10 protein-coding genes are annotated in these 16,447 nt (G+C 63.1%); 5 read left to right on the top strand and 5 right to left on the bottom strand.

The features are described from left to right. Nucleotides 1–32: 32 nt before the first annotated feature. Genes glgX through treZ form a run of 3 tightly spaced genes read left to right on the top strand, consistent with a single transcriptional unit; the run spans nt 33 to nt 6,427 of the window. Complete coding sequence (gene glgX / locus WDS16_RS07500; RefSeq protein ID WP_338891688.1) at nt 33–2,303, top strand: glycogen debranching protein GlgX; 2,271 nt, start codon at nt 33–35, stop codon at nt 2,301–2,303. A gap of 3 nt (nt 2,304–2,306) precedes the next feature. Continuing rightward, the gene (gene treY / locus WDS16_RS07495; protein WP_338891686.1) at nt 2,307–4,694 is read left to right on the top strand and encodes a malto-oligosyltrehalose synthase; all 2,388 of its coding nucleotides are present in this window, start codon (nt 2,307–2,309) and stop codon (nt 4,692–4,694) included. Further along, nucleotides 4,694–6,427 (top strand): malto-oligosyltrehalose trehalohydrolase, encoded by a 1,734-nt coding sequence (treZ, locus tag WDS16_RS07490; RefSeq protein WP_338893285.1) that lies wholly within the window; start codon nt 4,694–4,696, stop codon nt 6,425–6,427. The genes treY and treZ overlap by 1 nt, the downstream gene beginning before the upstream one ends. 50 nt (nt 6,428–6,477) lie before the next feature. On the opposite strand, the gene WDS16_RS07485 is transcribed toward treZ, so the two are convergent. Then, nucleotides 6,478–8,001 carry an MFS transporter gene (locus tag WDS16_RS07485; protein WP_338893284.1) on the bottom strand — a complete coding sequence of 508 codons (1,524 nt, stop codon included), beginning with the start codon at nt 7,999–8,001 and terminating at the stop codon, nt 6,478–6,480. 124 nt (nt 8,002–8,125) lie between these two features. On the opposite strand from WDS16_RS07485, the gene WDS16_RS07480 reads away from it, so the two are divergent. Beyond that, on the top strand, nt 8,126–8,662 hold the full coding sequence (locus tag WDS16_RS07480) for a TetR/AcrR family transcriptional regulator (RefSeq protein WP_338891684.1): 537 nt from the start codon (nt 8,126–8,128) through the stop codon (nt 8,660–8,662). Here WDS16_RS07480 and ilvA read toward each other — a convergent pair. Genes ilvA through WDS16_RS07465 form a run of 3 tightly spaced genes read right to left on the bottom strand, consistent with a single transcriptional unit; the run spans nt 8,650 to nt 12,276 of the window. After that, the gene (ilvA, locus tag WDS16_RS07475) at nt 8,650–10,008 is read right to left on the bottom strand and encodes a threonine ammonia-lyase IlvA (protein ID WP_338891682.1); all 1,359 of its coding nucleotides are present in this window, start codon (nt 10,006–10,008) and stop codon (nt 8,650–8,652) included. The two genes, WDS16_RS07480 and ilvA, sit on opposite strands and share 13 nt — an antisense overlap. A gap of 43 nt (nt 10,009–10,051) precedes the next feature. After that, entirely contained in the window at nt 10,052–11,827 is a 1,776-nt protein-coding gene (locus WDS16_RS07470; protein ID WP_338891680.1) for a pyruvate dehydrogenase, read from the bottom strand. Between the two features lie 14 nt (nt 11,828–11,841). Next, on the bottom strand, nt 11,842–12,276 hold the full coding sequence (locus tag WDS16_RS07465) for a nitroreductase family deazaflavin-dependent oxidoreductase (protein ID WP_338891678.1): 435 nt from the start codon (nt 12,274–12,276) through the stop codon (nt 11,842–11,844). Between the two features lie 144 nt (nt 12,277–12,420). Here WDS16_RS07465 and WDS16_RS07460 point away from each other — a divergent pair, with 144 nt between their 5' ends. Further along, nucleotides 12,421–12,657 (top strand): hypothetical protein, encoded by a 237-nt coding sequence (locus WDS16_RS07460; RefSeq protein ID WP_338891677.1) that lies wholly within the window; start codon nt 12,421–12,423, stop codon nt 12,655–12,657. Between the two features lie 238 nt (nt 12,658–12,895). On the opposite strand, the gene dnaE is transcribed toward WDS16_RS07460, so the two are convergent. After that, the gene (gene dnaE / locus WDS16_RS07455) at nt 12,896–16,432 is read right to left on the bottom strand and encodes a DNA polymerase III subunit alpha (RefSeq protein WP_338891675.1); all 3,537 of its coding nucleotides are present in this window, start codon (nt 16,430–16,432) and stop codon (nt 12,896–12,898) included. Nucleotides 16,433–16,447 lie beyond the last annotated feature (15 nt).

Below are 16,447 nucleotides of genomic sequence, written 5' to 3'. Positions count from 1 at the left end.
CGGTTCCATCCGCTCACAGTAGGGTTTCATCCATGTCTGTCGAAGCACCCTCCGAATCGCCCGCGATCGAAGTCTGGCCGGGTTCGGCATATCCGCTGGGAGCCACCTACGACGGCGCCGGAACGAATTTCGCTCTGTTTTCCGAGGTCGCCGAGGCAGTCGATCTGTGCCTGATCAGCGACGACGGCACCGAAACGCGGATCCGATTCGAGGAATCCGACGGCTACGTCTGGCACGCGTACCTGCCGTCGGTCATCCCGGGCCAAAAGTACGGATACCGCGTTCACGGGCCGTGGGATCCCGCACAGGGGCATCGCTGTGATCCGAGCAAACTGCTCCTCGACCCGTACGGCAAGGCATTCGAGGGCGAGTTCGACGGCGACCGCTCGCTCTTCTCGTACAGCCTCGACGCACCCGAGCCGCAGCCTGAGCTCGAACCGACAGCGGACCCGGACACCAAGCCGTTCGAAGACGAGTCCGATCTGATCGATCCCGACGAGGAGATCGTCGAACCCGATCCAATCGCACACGACGAGACACCACGAAACGACTTCCCTCAGTACGATTCGCTGGGCCACACGATGACCACTGTCGTCATCAATCCGTTCTTCGACTGGCAGGCCGACCGCGCACCCCGCCGTCCGTACCACGAGACGGTCATCTACGAGGCCCACGTCAAGGGCATGACCGTCGCACATCCGGACGTTCCGGAATCGCTGCGAGGCACCTACGCGGGGCTCGCGCACCCGTCGATCATCGAGCACCTGAAGAACCTCGGCATCACCGCGATCGAACTCATGCCGGTGCACCAATTCATGCAGGATCAAACGCTCATCGACAAGGGCCTGCGTAACTACTGGGGCTACAACACCTTCGGATTCCTCGCGCCGCACGCCGACTACTCCTCGAACCCCACGGCCGGCGGAGCCGTCACCGAGTTCAAGGCCATGGTGCGCGAATTCCACGCCGCCGGCATCGAAGTGATCCTCGACGTGGTCTACAACCACACTGCCGAGGGCAATCACATGGGTCCGACCATCAGCTTCCGCGGAATCGACAACGCCGCGTACTACCGACTGGTCGACGGTGATTACGCGCACTACATGGACTACACCGGAACGGGCAACAGCCTCAACGCGCGTCACCCGCACACGCTGCAACTGATCATGGACTCTCTCCGATACTGGGTCACCGAGATGCACGTCGACGGCTTCCGCTTCGACCTCGCGTCCACCCTCGCCCGTGAGTTGCACGACGTCGATCGACTCTCCGCGTTTTTCGACCTGGTGCAGCAGGATCCAGTCGTCAGTCAGGTCAAGCTCATCGCCGAGCCCTGGGATGTCGGCGAGGGTGGCTACCAGGTCGGCAACTTCCCCGGTCTGTGGACCGAATGGAACGGCAAATACCGCGACACCGTGCGCGACTACTGGCGCGGCGAGCCGGCCACGCTCGGCGAGTTCGCGTCACGACTCACCGGATCCTCGGACCTGTACGAGGCCACCGGCAGGCGGCCGGGTGCCAGCATCAACTTCGTCATCGCCCACGATGGCTTCACGCTGAACGACCTCGTGTCGTACAACGAGAAGCACAACGAAGCCAACGGCGAGAACAACAACGACGGTGAGAGCCACAACCGGTCGTGGAACTGCGGAGTCGAAGGCCCGACCGACGACCCCGAGATCCTCGATCTTCGCGGACGCCAGATCCGCAACATCATGGCCACACTCCTGCTGAGTCAGGGCACACCGATGATCGCGCACGGTGACGAACTCGGCCGAACACAGCAGGGCAACAACAACGTCTACTGCCAGGACTCGGAACTGGCATGGATGGATTGGTCACTCGCCGAAACCAACGCCGATCTCATCGAGTTCACCAGGGCGGCTATCGCTCTGCGCAACAATCACCCGGTCTTCCGTCGTCGGCGATTCTTCGAAGGACGCCCCATCCGCAGCGGTGAACAGGCCCGCGACATCGCCTGGCTCACACCGGCAGGCGAGGAGATGACACCGGAAGACTGGGACAGTGGTTTCGGGAAGAGCCTCACTGTCTTCCTCAACGGCGAAGGAATCCCCGAGCCCAACCAGCGCGGCGAACGCGTCGTCGACGACTCGTTCCTGTTGTGCTTCAACGCCCATCACGAAGCCATCGAGTTCTTGACGCCGGACGGTGAGTACGCCAACGAATGGACGGTGGCTCTCGACACCGCCGTTCCCACCGGGGCAAGTGAGAATGTCATAGAAGCGGGTACACCAGTCGAAGTGGCCGCCCGGTCGCTACTCGTTCTACGAAAGACGGACTGAAGAATGCCGATCCCCTCCAGCACATATCGACTACAACTGCGAGGGGACCAGTTCACTCTCGACGACGCGCGAGAGATCGTCGACTATCTCGACGACCTCGGCGTCACCCACGCATATCTGTCTCCGATCCTCTCGGCTACAGGGGGTTCCACGCACGGCTACGACGTCGTCGACCCTACGACGGTCTCCGCCGCCCTCGGTGGCCGCGAAGCCTTCGAAGCGTTGGCGGCAGAACTGCACTCACGCGGTATGGGTGTGATCGTCGACATCGTGCCCAACCATGTGGGCGTCGACGACCCGCGGCAGAACGCGTGGTGGTGGGACGTTCTGGGCAAGGGCCGGTTGTCGGAGTACGCAGACTTCTTCGACATCGACTGGGCACCCGACAACGGGGTAGACGGCAAGATCGCCCTGCCCGTCCTCGGATCCGACGAGGACTCGAAGGAACTGACGGTCGATCGCTCCGGCGAAAAGCCGCTGTTGGCCTACTACGAGCACCGGTTCCCGATCGCGGACGGCACCGGTGACGGCGAGCCGGAATCGGTACACGCTCGCCAGGCCTACCGGCTCGTCAGTTGGAAGGCGGGACTCGTCGGCTACCGACGGTTCTTCTCCGTCAACGGACTCGCCGGCCTTCGCCAGGAGGACTTGGACGTCTTCACGCACTCGCACAGCCAGGTGGCGAGCTGGATGACCGACGGTCTCGTCGACGGACTTCGAGTCGATCACCCGGACGGGTTGGCGGATCCCGCGACATATCTCATCGAACTCCGCGAGCTCATCGGCCAGGACCGCTGGTTGGTGATCGAGAAGATCCTCGCGCGCGGGGAGCCACTGGACGAATCGCTGCCGGTCGACGGCACCACCGGCTACGACGCTCTCGCAGACCTCGGTGGTGTGTTCGTCGACGCGTCGGGTGCCGATGCATTGCTGGAGCTGTCGCAGGCTCGCACGGGAACGAGCGACGATGCGTCGTGGCTTCATTCCACCGAGGAAGCTCTCAAGGCCTCGGTCGCACGCGGAGACCTCGCACCCGAGGTCAGACGCCTGGCACGCTGCGTGATCCGCGAATCAGGAACCGCCGTCGACCTCGAACCGGTCATCGACGCGATCGTTGCGGTGGTCGCACGTATGCCGTACTACCGATCCGATTACGCACCTCTCGCAGGAACCATCGCCCGAGTGATCGGAACACTGGCCCAGGAGAAGCCCGATCTGGGCGACGGTATCGATGCCCTCACGTCGGCTTTGATCTCGGATGGCGAATCGGCAGTGCGCTTCGAACAGGTCTGCGGAGCCGTCACAGCGAAGGGTGTCGAGGACTGCCTGTTCTACCGCGCTACCCGATTGGTCTCGTTGCAGGAGGTCGGCGGCGACCCGGGTTCGTTCGGTGTGAGTCCCGCCGCATTCCACCTCGCGAACGCAGATCGAGCGGTGAGGTGGCCTGCTGCCATGACCACACTCTCGACCCACGACACCAAGCGAGGCGAGGACGTACGGGCACGCATCGGCGTTCTGTCGCAGACTCCTCAACTGTGGGCGCGATGCATCGCGGACTGGGAACTACTCGCGCCGAGCCCCGACGGGCCTAGCGGACTGTTTCTGTGGCAGAACCTGTTCGGGGTGTGGCCTGTCGACGGTCGCATCGACGAGGAACTACGCTCACGCATTCACGCCTATGCCGAGAAGGCTCTACGCGAGGCCGGGCTTCGAACCAGCTGGAGCGAGCCGGACGAAGCATTCGAGAAGTCCGTTCACGCATGGTTGGATTCGATTCTGCAGGGCACGATCGCAGACTCGGTCACAATGCTTGTGGCGCGACTCGACCCGCACGGTCGCAGTGATTCATTGGGACAGAAGCTCCTACACCTCGTCGGTCCCGGGGTGCCCGACGTTTATCAAGGCACGGAACTGTGGGAGGACTCCCTCGTCGATCCCGACAATCGACGCCCCGTCGACTACACCGTCCGCCGGCAACGCCTCGCTGACACTTCGGTACCTCTCATCGACATCACCGGCGCGGCGAAGTTCCGGGTCGTGCGCGCAGCACTGCGGTTGCGCCGTGACCGACCGGACAGCTTCGTCGGTGGGACGTACGCACCGGTGAACGCGACCGGATCCGCGTCGACTCACGTGATCGGTTTCGCTCGCGGGCCGGTGACGGGCAACCCGGACGTCATTGCCCTCGCCACACGCCACTCGCTCACGTTGGCCTCGCAGGGTTGGGGATCGACATCGGTGGTACTCCCCGAAGGTCGCTGGCGAGACCGGTTGACCGACACGGTGTACAGCGGTGACATACAGGCGGACACAGTGTTTGCCGCATTGCCGGTAGCACTGCTGGTTCGCGAGATATCCGAAGGCGAGATCTTAGGAGAGCACGACGCATGATGCATCGCTTCGAAGTCTGGGCACCGACGCCGGACACCGTTCGCCTCGACGTCGACGGTTCTCTGCATCCGATGCACCGGGGCGAGAGCGGATGGTGGTCTGCCGACGTCGACGCCTCCCCCGATGCCCGCTACGGTTTCGTGCTCGACGACGACACCACCGTCCTGCCCGATCCCAGATCGCCGCGGCAGCCGGACGGCGTGCACCAGCCCTCGCAGTTGCACCGACTCGACGAGTCGGTGTGGACCGACTCGTCATGGACCGGCCGTCAACTGCAGGGTGGCGTGATCTATGAGCTGCACATCGGAACCTTCACTGCGGAAGGGACTTTCGACGCAGCGATCGAGCGGTTGGATCACCTCGTCGATCTCGGGGTGACGTTTGTGGAGGTCATGCCGGTCAACGGTTTCAACGGAACTCACAACTGGGGTTACGACGGGGTGCTCTGGTACACCGTCCACGAGCCATACGGCGGTCCCGACGGTCTGCAGCGGCTCGTCGACGCCTGCCACAGTCGCGGTCTCGCAGTGATCCTCGACGTCGTGTACAACCACCTCGGTCCGTCGGGCAACTACCTCGAGCGATTCGGTCCGTACATGGCTCAGGGCGCCAACAGCTGGGGTCAGGCGATCAACTACGCCGAGGCCGACTCCGGCGTCGTACGACGGTACGCGATCGAGAACGCACTGCGGTGGTTCGACGAATTTCATATCGATGGCCTCCGGCTCGATGCCGTACACGCCATCGTCGATCACACTGCGGTGCATCTGCTCGAGGAACTGGCCGTCGACACCCGCAGGTTGGCGGCCCATCTCAGGCGGCCGCTGTCGCTGATCGCGGAAAGCGATCTGAACGATCCGAGCCTGGTGACGGCACGGTCGGGCGGCGGGTACGGACTGGATGCGCAGTGGGATGACGACATCCACCACGCGATCCACGCCGCGGTCTCCGGTGAGCGGCAAGGCTACTACGGAGATTTCGGGTCGCTGCAAGGTCTCGCGAACACGTTGCGCCAGGGCTTCTTCCACGCTGGTACGTACTCCAGTTTCCGTGGCCGCACCCATGGCCGTCCCGTCGACACGAGGCGTATTCCAGCGAGTTCGTTCGTTACGTACACGACGACGCACGATCAGATCGGTAACCGCGCAATCGGAGATCGACCCGGGTTCTACCTCTCGCCCGGCCAGCTCGCCGTCAAGGCCGCGTTGGTGTTGGCGTCGCCGTACACGCCGATGCTGTTCATGGGCGAAGAATGGGGAGCATCGACGCCGTTCCAGTTCTTCACCTCGCACCCCGAACCCGAGCTCGGCAAGGCCACTGCCGAGGGCCGTAAGGCCGAGTTCGCCGAACACGGCTGGGACAAGGCGGACATCCCCGACCCACAGGATCCGGACACGTTCACTCGATCCAAACTCGACTGGTCCGAGCTCGGAACTGGTGATCACGCACGGCTTCTCGATGCCTACCGTGGATTACTCGCACTGCGCCGCGAGTACGCGGACCTGACCGATCCTTCGCTGGACCACGTGCGGATCGACTACGACGAGGACGCGCGCTGGATCGTGATGTACCGGGGTTCGCTCCGGGTGGTGTGCAACCTGTCCGAGAACGAGGTCACCGTGCCCGTGGGCGGATCGACACTGCTCGCGTGGGAGGTGCCGATCTCGGACGAGACCGGCTCCTCGACAAGGATTCCCGGGCATTCGTTCGCGATTCTGTCCGCACGTCGGTAACCGAAGCGGGTGGTCGTTGCTCGCAACGACCACCCGCTGTCTCTCTTCGCCTACTGGCGACGAAGCCGTACCAGTACGACGATCGCGGTAAACGCCATTGCGACGGCCGTCGCAATCGACGCGGCATGCATGCCGTCGACGAATGCCAGGTGTGCGGAATCCGCCAGCGCATCCCCCACGTTGCCCGGCAACGTGTGTGCGAGCGCGATGGCGCCACCGAGCGTTTCCTGCGCCGACGCCGCTTGCTCGCCGCCCAAGTTCGACACATCGAGCCCACGCCGGAAGAACGACATCACTACGGTGCCCAGGACTGCGACACCCAATGCGATACCCAGTTCGTACGCGGTCTCGGACACTGCCGACGCCGCTCCTGCTCGTTCGGGTTCGACCGCGCCGACCACGAGATTCGACGTCAGCGTCAGCGCGATACCTGCGCCTGCGCCGACCAGAACGAATCCGAGAATGAACAGAGTCGGCCCGCTGTCCACCCGAAGCCCGAACAACAACGCAGCACCGACGGCTGCCGCTGCGAGTCCTGCCCCCAGCACCGTTCCCGTGGACCAGATTCGAATCAGGTAGGCAGCCACGAGTGATGTCACGATGCTCGACGCCGTACCGGGCAACAAGAGCAGTCCTGCTTCGAGCGGGGTGTTGCCGAGGACCAGCTGCAGGTACTGGGCACCGAAGAACAGCACTCCCGCCAAGGCGAACACCGACAGGAAGTTGGTGAACACCGCAGTCGAGAACGCCGGGTTGGCGAACAACCGTAGGTCGATCATCGGATCGGTCAGCCGCTTCTGCCGCCGCACGAACGCGATACCCGCGACGATTCCCACGACGGCAGCGGCCATGTTGGCCACACTGAAGCCGTGCGCGGCAGTTTCCTTGACCGCGTAGACCAACGGCACCAGGGCGAGCATCGACAGACCGGAACTGATCAGATCGAATTTGCCGGGGTTCGGGTCTTTCGACTCAGGAATCACCAACGGCCCGACGGCGATCAGCGCAAGCATGACCGGAATGTTGATCAAGAACACCGATCCCCACCAGAAGTGCTCGAGCAGCCAGCCGCCGACGAGCGGGCCCGCAGCCGCTCCGCCGCCTGCCATTGCACCCCACAGTCCGATAGCCATCACCCGTTGTCTGGGGTCGGTGAAGATCGTTCTGATCAATCCGAGAGTTGCCGGCATCAAGGTTGCGCCCGACACGCCTTGCAGCACGCGGGCCGCGATCAGCATCTCCGGGCTCGTCGAGAATGCAGCCACGACAGACGCGATACCGAATCCGGCCGCGCCGATCAGCAGCAGTTTGCGTCGGCCGACACGGTCGCCGAGGGTACCCATCGTGATGAGTAGACCCGCGAGCACGAACGAGTACACGTCGATGATCCAGAGCAATTGGTTGCTACTGGGCGCCAGATCCGAGCTGATGAACGGCAGTGCCAGGTCAAGGACCGTGCCGTCGACTGCGATCAGCAATACCGCGAACGCAAGAACGACGAGTCCGAGCCAATCCTTGAGCGTCGCCGCTCCCTGTACCTGTGCGGACTGTGGCTGTCCGGACTGTGGCTGCATGCTGTGCAACTCACTCACGTGCTTCTCCTTATAACTTCCCGACTGCTGAACCGTCCAGCCGGTACAGCGGACAGACTACAGTGAACCGTCCAGCCGGTAAAGCGAATTATGTAGGGTGGGCATCATGTCGTCCGACACCCGAGACCGAATCCTCGACGCCCTGGAAGAGATGCTGCTCGACCAGGGCCTGACCAAAGTGACGCTCGAGAACGTCGCGGCGAAGGCCGGAGTATCCAAGGGCGGTTTGCTCTACCACTTCAACACCAAGGACGCGATGATCGCCGCGATGGTGCGACGCCTCGGCGAACGTTCCGACGAGCAGCGCGCCTTGGCAGGTGAGGGCGGCACCTCCGTCGCTCAGTGGTATCTACAGCCCCCTGCGTCGATCTCCGACAAGGAAACTGCGCTCTACAGGTCCACGCTCGCGGTTCTGCGTAGCGTCGACGGCAATCCCGGGGAGATTCACCAGGCCGTCACCGAGGTCATGCGCCTGTGGGACGAAGGACTACGTGCCGAGATCAGCGATCCGGTGACAGCCGAAATCGTCCGACTCGTCGGCGACGGAATCTATCTCGGTGCGTTGCTCGATCTGCCGCCTGTCGACTCCGATCTGCACCAACGGGTCGTCGAGCGGCTGCTCGGGCCTGATCACGTCAAGTAGCGGTAGGCCGGCGAACCCGGCTCCAGTTGCTCGACCCCGAGATGGGACGCACGCATGCGTTCGAGCAATGCACTCAAACCCGTAGCGACCCCGAGTTCGATTCCGACGAGCGCCGCACCGGTCTCCCGATTGTTGCGTTTGACGTACTCGAACAGCGTGATGTCGTCGTCCGGACCGAGTACCTCGTCGAGAAACTTCCGTAGGGCTCCGGGTTCCTGCGGAAAGTCGACCAAGAAGTAATGCTTGAGCCCCAGGTGCACCAAAGATCGCTCGAGAATCTCCCCGTAGCGCGACACATCGTTGTTGCCGCCCGAGATCAAGCACACCACCGTGCTGCCCGGTGTAACCGAGATCTGCTTCAGCGCAGCGACACTCAGCGCGCCCGCAGGCTCGGCGATCACACCTTCGTTCTGGTACAGCTCCAGCATTGCAGTACAGATCGCACCCTCGTCGATCTGCGTCATCAAGAACGGTCCGAACGCGCCATTGCGCGCGGGGAACGTCGGCACGGCCACCAGCGGCAGCGACGCGTGCGACACCACTTCCGCGCCGAGCAGCCGAAGAGCTTCGTAGGGAACATCGCCGATCCGGCGGACGGCGGCACCGTCGACGAAGGGATCGATATCGGACAATGTCACCGGTCCGCCCGCAATCAACGCCGCAGTCATCGACGCCGCACCCGAGGGCTCGACGCCGACCAGAGCAGTAGCGGGTGAACGCTCCCGGAGGTAGGTCGAGATCCCCGCGATGCATCCACCGCCGCCGACCGGCATGACCACCGTGTCCGGTGCCGCGCCCAGTTGCTCGACGATCTCGGCGGCGATAGTTCCTTGCCCAGCAACAGTCCGTTCGTCGTCGAACGGCGGGACCATCGTCGCACCGGTGCGAGCGACATCCTGCGCTGCCGCCGCGGCCGCGTCGTCGAAGGTTTCACCCACGACGATGAGCTCGACGAACGAGCCGCCGTGCACCCGGATTCGGTCGCGCTTCTGCTTCGGAGTGTTGGCGGGCACGTAGATTCGCCCGCGTACCTGCATCGAACGGCACGCGAATGCGACGCCCTGTGCATGGTTACCTGCGCTCGCAGTGACGACTCCGGTAGCCAACTCCTCAGGCGTCAGTTGCGCCATCAGGTTGTATGCACCGCGGATCTTGTACGAGCGCACGATCTGCAGATCTTCACGCTTGAGGTAGACGTTCGCGCCGGTGGCAGCGGACAGGCGCTCGCAGAACTGCAGCGGCGTTGCCGCGACGACGTCCGAAATTCGACGAGCAGCCACATCGATGTCGTCCGCAGACACTGCGAACGATCGATTGCTGGACACGACGTCAGACGAGTTGGACACCCGTCCATGCTGCCACCAGCAACGATTCGGCTTCTAACCGGGACTAGCCACGGGGCGAAAACTGTGATGGAAGCGGCACGTTCCGCAGATTCGACTTCGCCATCTGGACCGCTTCGCCGACGCCTCCGTTCATCACCATCCTCGACATGGCAAGGGCGAACCCCTTCACTTGCTCACCGGTGATGCTGGGCGGCAACGACAGAGCATTGGGATCGGTGACGATGTCCACCAGCGCCGGGCCGTCGTGATCGAGTGCGGCACGAATACCGGATTCCAGATCACCCGGCTGTTCGATCCTTCGCGAGAAGATGCCCAGAGCTGCCGCCACGGCCGCGTAATCGGTAGCGGGGACGTCCACACCGAAGTCAGGAATACCGTCGACCAGCATCTCGAGCTTCACCATCCCGAGCGTCGAATTGTTGAACACGACGATCTTGAGGGGCAACCGATACATCGCCACCGTCACCAGCTCGCCCAGCAGCATCGACAGCCCACCGTCGCCGGACATGGAGACCACCTGACGCGAAGGGAATGCCACTTGGGCACCGATCGCGTGCGGCAGCGCGTTGGCCATCGAGCCGTGCAAGGCCGACGCGATGAAGCGCCGCTGCCCGTTCGGGTTGAGATAGCGAGCGGTCCACACGTTGCACATGCCGGTGTCTGCAGTGAAAATCGCGTCCTCGGCGGCGAGATCGTCGAGAATGGACGCCGCGTACTCGGGGTGAATGGGCGTGCGCTGCTTCACCGGCTTGGTGTACGCACCGACGACCTTCGTCATGAGCTTGTCGTGCCGATCGAGAGTCCGCTCCAGAAACTTGCGGTCTGTCTTTCGCTCCACCAATGGCAGCAGTGCAGCCAACGTGGCCTTCGAGTCGCCATGAACCGCGAGGTCGAGACTCGTTCGGCGTCCCAACTTCTCGGCGGCGCTGTCGATCTGAGCGGTGCGGACATCGTCGGGGAGGAACTGGTCGTACGGAAAGTCTGTCCCGATCAGCAGGAGTAGATCGGCACCGTGGATTCCGTCGTGGGCTGCGCCGTAGCCGAGCAAGCCGGTCATGCCGATGTCGAACGGATTGTCGTACTGAACGAACTCCTTGCCGCGCAGCGAATGTCCGATCGGCGCGCCCACCTTCTCGGCAAATTCGAGCAGTTCCGGCCGAGCGTCGCGAACACCCGCGCCGGCAAAGATAGCCACGGTCCCAGCCGAGTTGACCGCTGCGGCCAGCGTCTCTACATCCTCGGCCGCAGGCACCAGCGATGGTGTCGCAGTGCGGACATACGCCGGAGCCGCCCGGCCGATCGGCTCGTCGGCGATGTCACCGGGCAGCGTCACCACCGCCACCCCGGACCTGCCGACCGCATGTTGCACAGCCGAATGCACCACCCGCGGAGACTGCTCGGGCGTGCTGATCAACTCGGCGTAAACCGAACACTCGACGAACAAGCGGTCAGGGTGAGTTTCCTGGAAGAAGCTCGAACCGATCTGCTTGCTCGGGATGTGTGAGGCGATCGCCAGCACCGGCGCACCCGAGCGATTGGCGTCGTACAAGCCGTTGATGAGATGCAGGTTGCCTGGACCACAGGACCCAGCACACACCGCAAGCTTGCCCGTCAGCTGAGCCTCCGCAGCCGCTGCGAATGCTGCCGCTTCCTCGTGGCGAACGTGTATCCAGTCGAGCCCGCCGGCCTTCGCTCCCCCACTTCGACGGACCGCATCGACGATCGGATTGAGACTGTCTCCGACTATTCCGTAGATCCGCTCTACACCCGCCTCGATCAGCTGCGTGACGATTTGGTCGGCGACGGTCTCGGTTCTCAACTTTTCTGTCTCCCTCAGGATCTGGTCAATACGAACACGGGAATTTCACGATCGGTCTTCTTCTGATATTCGGCGTAGTCGGGGTACGCCTCGACTGCACGCTCCCACCACAGTGCCTTTTCGTCACCGGTGACTTCGCGGGCGATGTAGTCGGCTTTTTCGGTGCCGTCCTGCAACTCGACGTGTGACTCGGCTTTGATGTTGAAATACCACACAGGATGCTTCGGGGCACCGCCCAGCGACGCGACCACTGCGTATTCGCCGTCATGTTCGACGCGCATCAGCGGTGTCTTCCGCAGCTTGCCGGACTTGTTGCCCTTCGTGGTCAACAAGACCACTGGCATTCCGTTGAGGCTGGTTCCCTCGGTACCGCCGGAACCTTCGAGAAGTTCGGCTTGTTCGCGGGCCCAGTCCGATGTACTCGGTTCGTACTCTCCGGTCAATGGCATGACATCCAGTCAACACCCGACAACCGAGCCGCGCCACCGACCCTCGCGCCCGCAGCAGCCCGAATTTGGAAGTTCGGTGGACCTAATCTTCTCGTGCGTATACCCTGACGAGGGTACGCAGCATTGCCGAACGGAGCGAACTCGATGATCCACGCAACTCTCAGCACATCGACTCGTCGACGCGCCAGCACAAGCACCGTCGACATCGCAGGTACCGACTGGCCGGTCTACAAGATCGAGGCTCTCGTCCTCGGCGTACTCGTCTTCCTCGGCGCGCTCGCGCTCACCACATCGCTGCAGGTAGCCGTCCTCACCAGTGCGGCATCGACCGTGGTCGCCTGGTGGGCGTTGCTTCTCCTCGAGCGTCGGGCGGACAGGTAGCGTCGGGTAGGGCCATTGCGCTGCAACCTGCGCGTTCAGTCACCCCCACGGTGACCGAACGAGTCATTCGGTCCCAAAACTCGCCGCCCGCGCACCTTTCAGCCCACGCGCAGGTTGCAACACGCGCCTGCGCTGCAACCTGCGCAACCCGACGCCCACGGTGACCGAACGACTCATTCGGTCCCGAAAACCCGTCGAACGCGCACCTTCCAGCCACCGCGCAGAGCCAGGGGGCAGATCAACCGGTGAGGCATCCTGGCCCGAGCAGAGCTTTCAGATCACCCATCAGCGCCGAGGTCGGGGTTACACGCAGACTGTCGTCGAGCTTCATCGCCGTGACTTTGTCACCACTGACCAGTCGCAGGTGAACGTCGGAGGTGCCCGGGTGGCTCATCAGGATCTTCTTGAGGGCACCGACCTTGTCTGCGGTGCATTGACGCGTCGGAAGGCTCACGGCAAGGGGCTTCGCGACGCCCACGGCCGAAAGATCGGGCACAGCAAGGTCGTTGGCGATGAGTGAGATGCGATCGTCTCGTACCGACACCCTCCCCTTGACGAGTACCACCGAGTCCTCGGTGACGTCTGCGCCGAACACCGAGTACGACTGTGGGAAGAACAGCACTTCGATCCCACCCACGAGGTCTTCCAACTGAGCTGAGGCCCACGTCAGGCCGCTCTTGTTTATCCGACGGTTGACCGAGGCGAGAATGCCACCGATGGTCACCTGCGTACCGTCCTTGACGTCACCTTCGAGAATTGCCGGGATGTTCGTGTCCGACTGAGCGGCGAGCATGTGTTCGACACCGAGTAGCGGGTGACCGGACACGTACAGGCCCAGCATCTCGCGCTCGAGTGCCAGGCGGTGCTTCGATTCCCATTCCTCGTCGGGCACGCGGACGTTGAAGACGGCCGAAATGGACTCGTCCGCGTCCTCACCTCCGAAGAGGTCGAACTGACCGATGGCTTCGGCCTTCTTCGTTCCCATCACTGCATCGATCGCGTCGGCGTGGATGAGCATCAAACCCTTGCGAGGATGCTCGAGCGAGTCGAAAGCTCCCGATTTGATCAGTGATTCGGTGACCTTCTTGCTGCAGGCGGTCGCATCGATCTTGTTCAGGTAGTCGGAGAAGTCGGTGTACTTGGACTTTTCTTCTCGCGCACGAATGATCGACGCCACGACGTTGGTACCGACGTTTCGGACGGCTCCGAGACCGAAGCGGATGTCTTTGCCGACGGAGGCGAAGTTGAGCTCGGATTCGTTGACATCGGGTGGAAGCACGGTGATTCCGAGCTTGCGGCAGTCGGCGAGGTAGATGGCCGACTTGTCCTTGTCGTCTCCGACGCTGGTGAGCAGACCGGCCATGTATTCGCCGGGATAGTTCGCCTTGAGGTATCCGGTCCAGTACGACACGAGCCCGTATCCGGCCGCGTGCGACTTGTTGAACGCGTAGCCGGCGAACGGTAGAACGGTATCCCACAGCGCCTTGATTGCTGCTTCGGAGAAGCCGTTGTCCAGCATTCCCTGCCGGAACCCGGCGTACGCCTCTTCCAGCACCGAGAGCTTCTTCTTGCCCATGGCGCGTCGCAGCAGATCGGCCTGGCCGAGCGAATACCCGGCGACCTTCTGCGCGATCTGCATGATCTGCTCCTGGTACACGATCAGGCCGTACGTGTCCTTCAGGATTTCGGCGAGCGGTTCCTCGAGCTCCGGGTGAATCGGCTTGACTTCTTGGCGACCGTTCTTGCGGTCGGCGTAGTCGTTGTGCGCGTTCATGCCCATCGGGCCCGGGCGGTACAGCGCCAGGACGGCGACGATGTCCTCGAATCCGGTCGGCTGCATCCTGCGAAGAAGATCGCGCATAGCGCTACCGTCCAACTGGAACACGCCGAGTGTGTCTCCGCGGGCCAACAATTCGTACGTCGCGGGGTCATCGAGGCTGAGCGTGTCGAGGTCGACTTCGACCCCGCGATTGCTCTTGATGTTGTCGATAGCGTCACCGATGACGGTGAGGTTGCGCAGCCCGAGGAAGTCCATCTTGAGCAGGCCGATGGCCTCGCACGACGGATAGTCCCAGCCGGTGATGATCGCGCCGTCCTGCGCGCGCTTCCACACCGGAATGGCATCGGTCAGCGGCTCGGAGGACATGATGACCGCGCAGGCGTGAACGCCGGCGTTTCGAATCAGCCCTTCCAACCCGCGCGCGGTCTTGTAGATCGTGGCGACGTCAGGATTCGAGTCGATGAGCGCTCGGACCTCGGTTGCTTCCTTGTACCGCTCGTGCGACGGGTCGGTGATGCCGGCGACCGAGATGTCCTTGGCCATGATGGGCGGTGGCAGTGCCTTGGTGATCTGGTCGGCGATCGCGAATCCCGGTTGGCCGAACTGCACTCTCGCGGAGTCCTTGATGGCGGCCTTGGTCTTGATGGTGCCGAAGGTGATGACCTGCGCGACGCGGTCGCTGCCCCATTTCTCGGTGGCATAGCGCACCATTTCGCCACGGCGACGGTCATCGAAGTCGATATCGATATCGGGCATGGACACGCGCTCGGGGTTGAGGAATCGCTCGAACAGCAGACCGTGCGGCAGCGGATCGATGTTGGTGATGCCCATCGCGTATGCAACGAGTGATCCTGCTGCCGATCCACGACCCGGTCCGACGCGGATCCCGACCGAACGTGCATACGCGATGAGGTCGCCGACGACGAGGAAGTACGCGGGGAAACCCATCTCGAGAATGACGGAGATCTCGTACTTGGCGCGATCACGGTATTCCTGGGGAACCCCGCCGGGGAAACGCCACTCGAGGCCGCGGTCGACCTCCTTGGTCAGGAACGAACCCTGGGTGTCACCTTCCGGGACAGGGAAGATGGGCATGCGATCGCGGTGCGCCCACACGTCGTCGTAGGACTGAACGCGCTCGGCGATCAGCAGCGTGCTGTCGCACGCGCCGGGAACCTCGTCATCCCACAGCGCCCGCATCTCCGCTGCGGACTTGAGGTAGTAGCCGTCGCCGTCGAATTTGAAGCGTGTCGGGTCGCTCAGGGTCTTGCCGGTCTGAATGCAGAGCAGCGCTTCGTGGTTCTCCGCCGCGTCTTTGGTGACATAGTGGCAGTCGTTCGTGGCGAGAGGAGGGATCGACAGCTTCTTGCCGATGTCGATCAGCCCTTCGCGCACGCGCCGCTCGATCGACAGTCCGTGGTCCATCAGCTCGAGGAAGAAATTCTCCGGGCCCCAGATCTCTTGCCACTTGGCTGCAGCCTCGAGTGCCTCCCGATCCTGGCCGAGACGCAGCCGCGTCTGTACCTCACCCGACGGACACCCGGTGGTGGCGATGATCCCTTCGGCATGCGTGGCGATGATCTCCTCGTCCATGCGCGCCCACTTGCCGAGCTGACCCTCGATCGAGGCCAACGACGACAGCTTGAACAGGTTCCGAACTCCGGTCGCGTTCTCGGCAACCATCGTCATGTGCGTGTACGCGCCGCTACCTGAGACGTCGTCCGATTTCTGGCTGCGATCGCCCCACAGCACGCGCTTCTTGTTGAATCGCGACTCGGGAGCGATGTACGCCTCGATACCGATGATCGGTTTGATTCCGGCCTTCTTGGCCTCGTTGTAGAACTCACTGGCGCCGTACATGTTGCCGTGGTCGGTCATTCCGACTGCCGTCATCTCGAGACGCGCAGCCTCTGCGAACATCGGCGCGATCTTGGCGGCCCCGTCGAGCATCGAGTACTCGGTGTGGTTGTGCAGATGAACGAACGAGTCAGCCACGAAGTTGTCTCCTGA

This window comes from Rhodococcus sovatensis, assembly GCF_037327425.1.
GTDB lineage: Bacteria > Actinomycetota > Actinomycetes > Mycobacteriales > Mycobacteriaceae > Rhodococcoides > Rhodococcoides sovatense.
The sequence above is the reverse complement of the archived record's forward strand: the minus strand, read 5'-3'. Positions and strand labels throughout refer to the sequence as shown.

Bases quoted from the DNA above. Each gene is read 5' to 3' on its own strand.
- WDS16_RS07460 (WP_338891677.1), top strand. From the start codon at position 12,421: ATGATCCACGCAACTCTCAGCACATCGACTCGTCGACGCGCCAGCACA.
- WDS16_RS07480 (WP_338891684.1), top strand. From the start codon at position 8,126: ATGTCGTCCGACACCCGAGACCGAATCCTCGACGCCCTGGAAGAGATG.
- treY (WP_338891686.1), top strand. From the start codon at position 2,307: ATGCCGATCCCCTCCAGCACATATCGACTACAACTGCGAGGGGACCAG.
- WDS16_RS07465 (WP_338891678.1), bottom strand. From the start codon at position 12,276: ATGCCATTGACCGGAGAGTACGAACCGAGTACATCGGACTGGGCCCGC.
- WDS16_RS07485 (WP_338893284.1), bottom strand. From the start codon at position 8,001: ATGCAGCCACAGTCCGGACAGCCACAGTCCGCACAGGTACAGGGAGCG.
- glgX (WP_338891688.1), top strand. From the start codon at position 33: ATGTCTGTCGAAGCACCCTCCGAATCGCCCGCGATCGAAGTCTGGCCG.
- treZ (WP_338893285.1), top strand. From the start codon at position 4,694: ATGCATCGCTTCGAAGTCTGGGCACCGACGCCGGACACCGTTCGCCTC.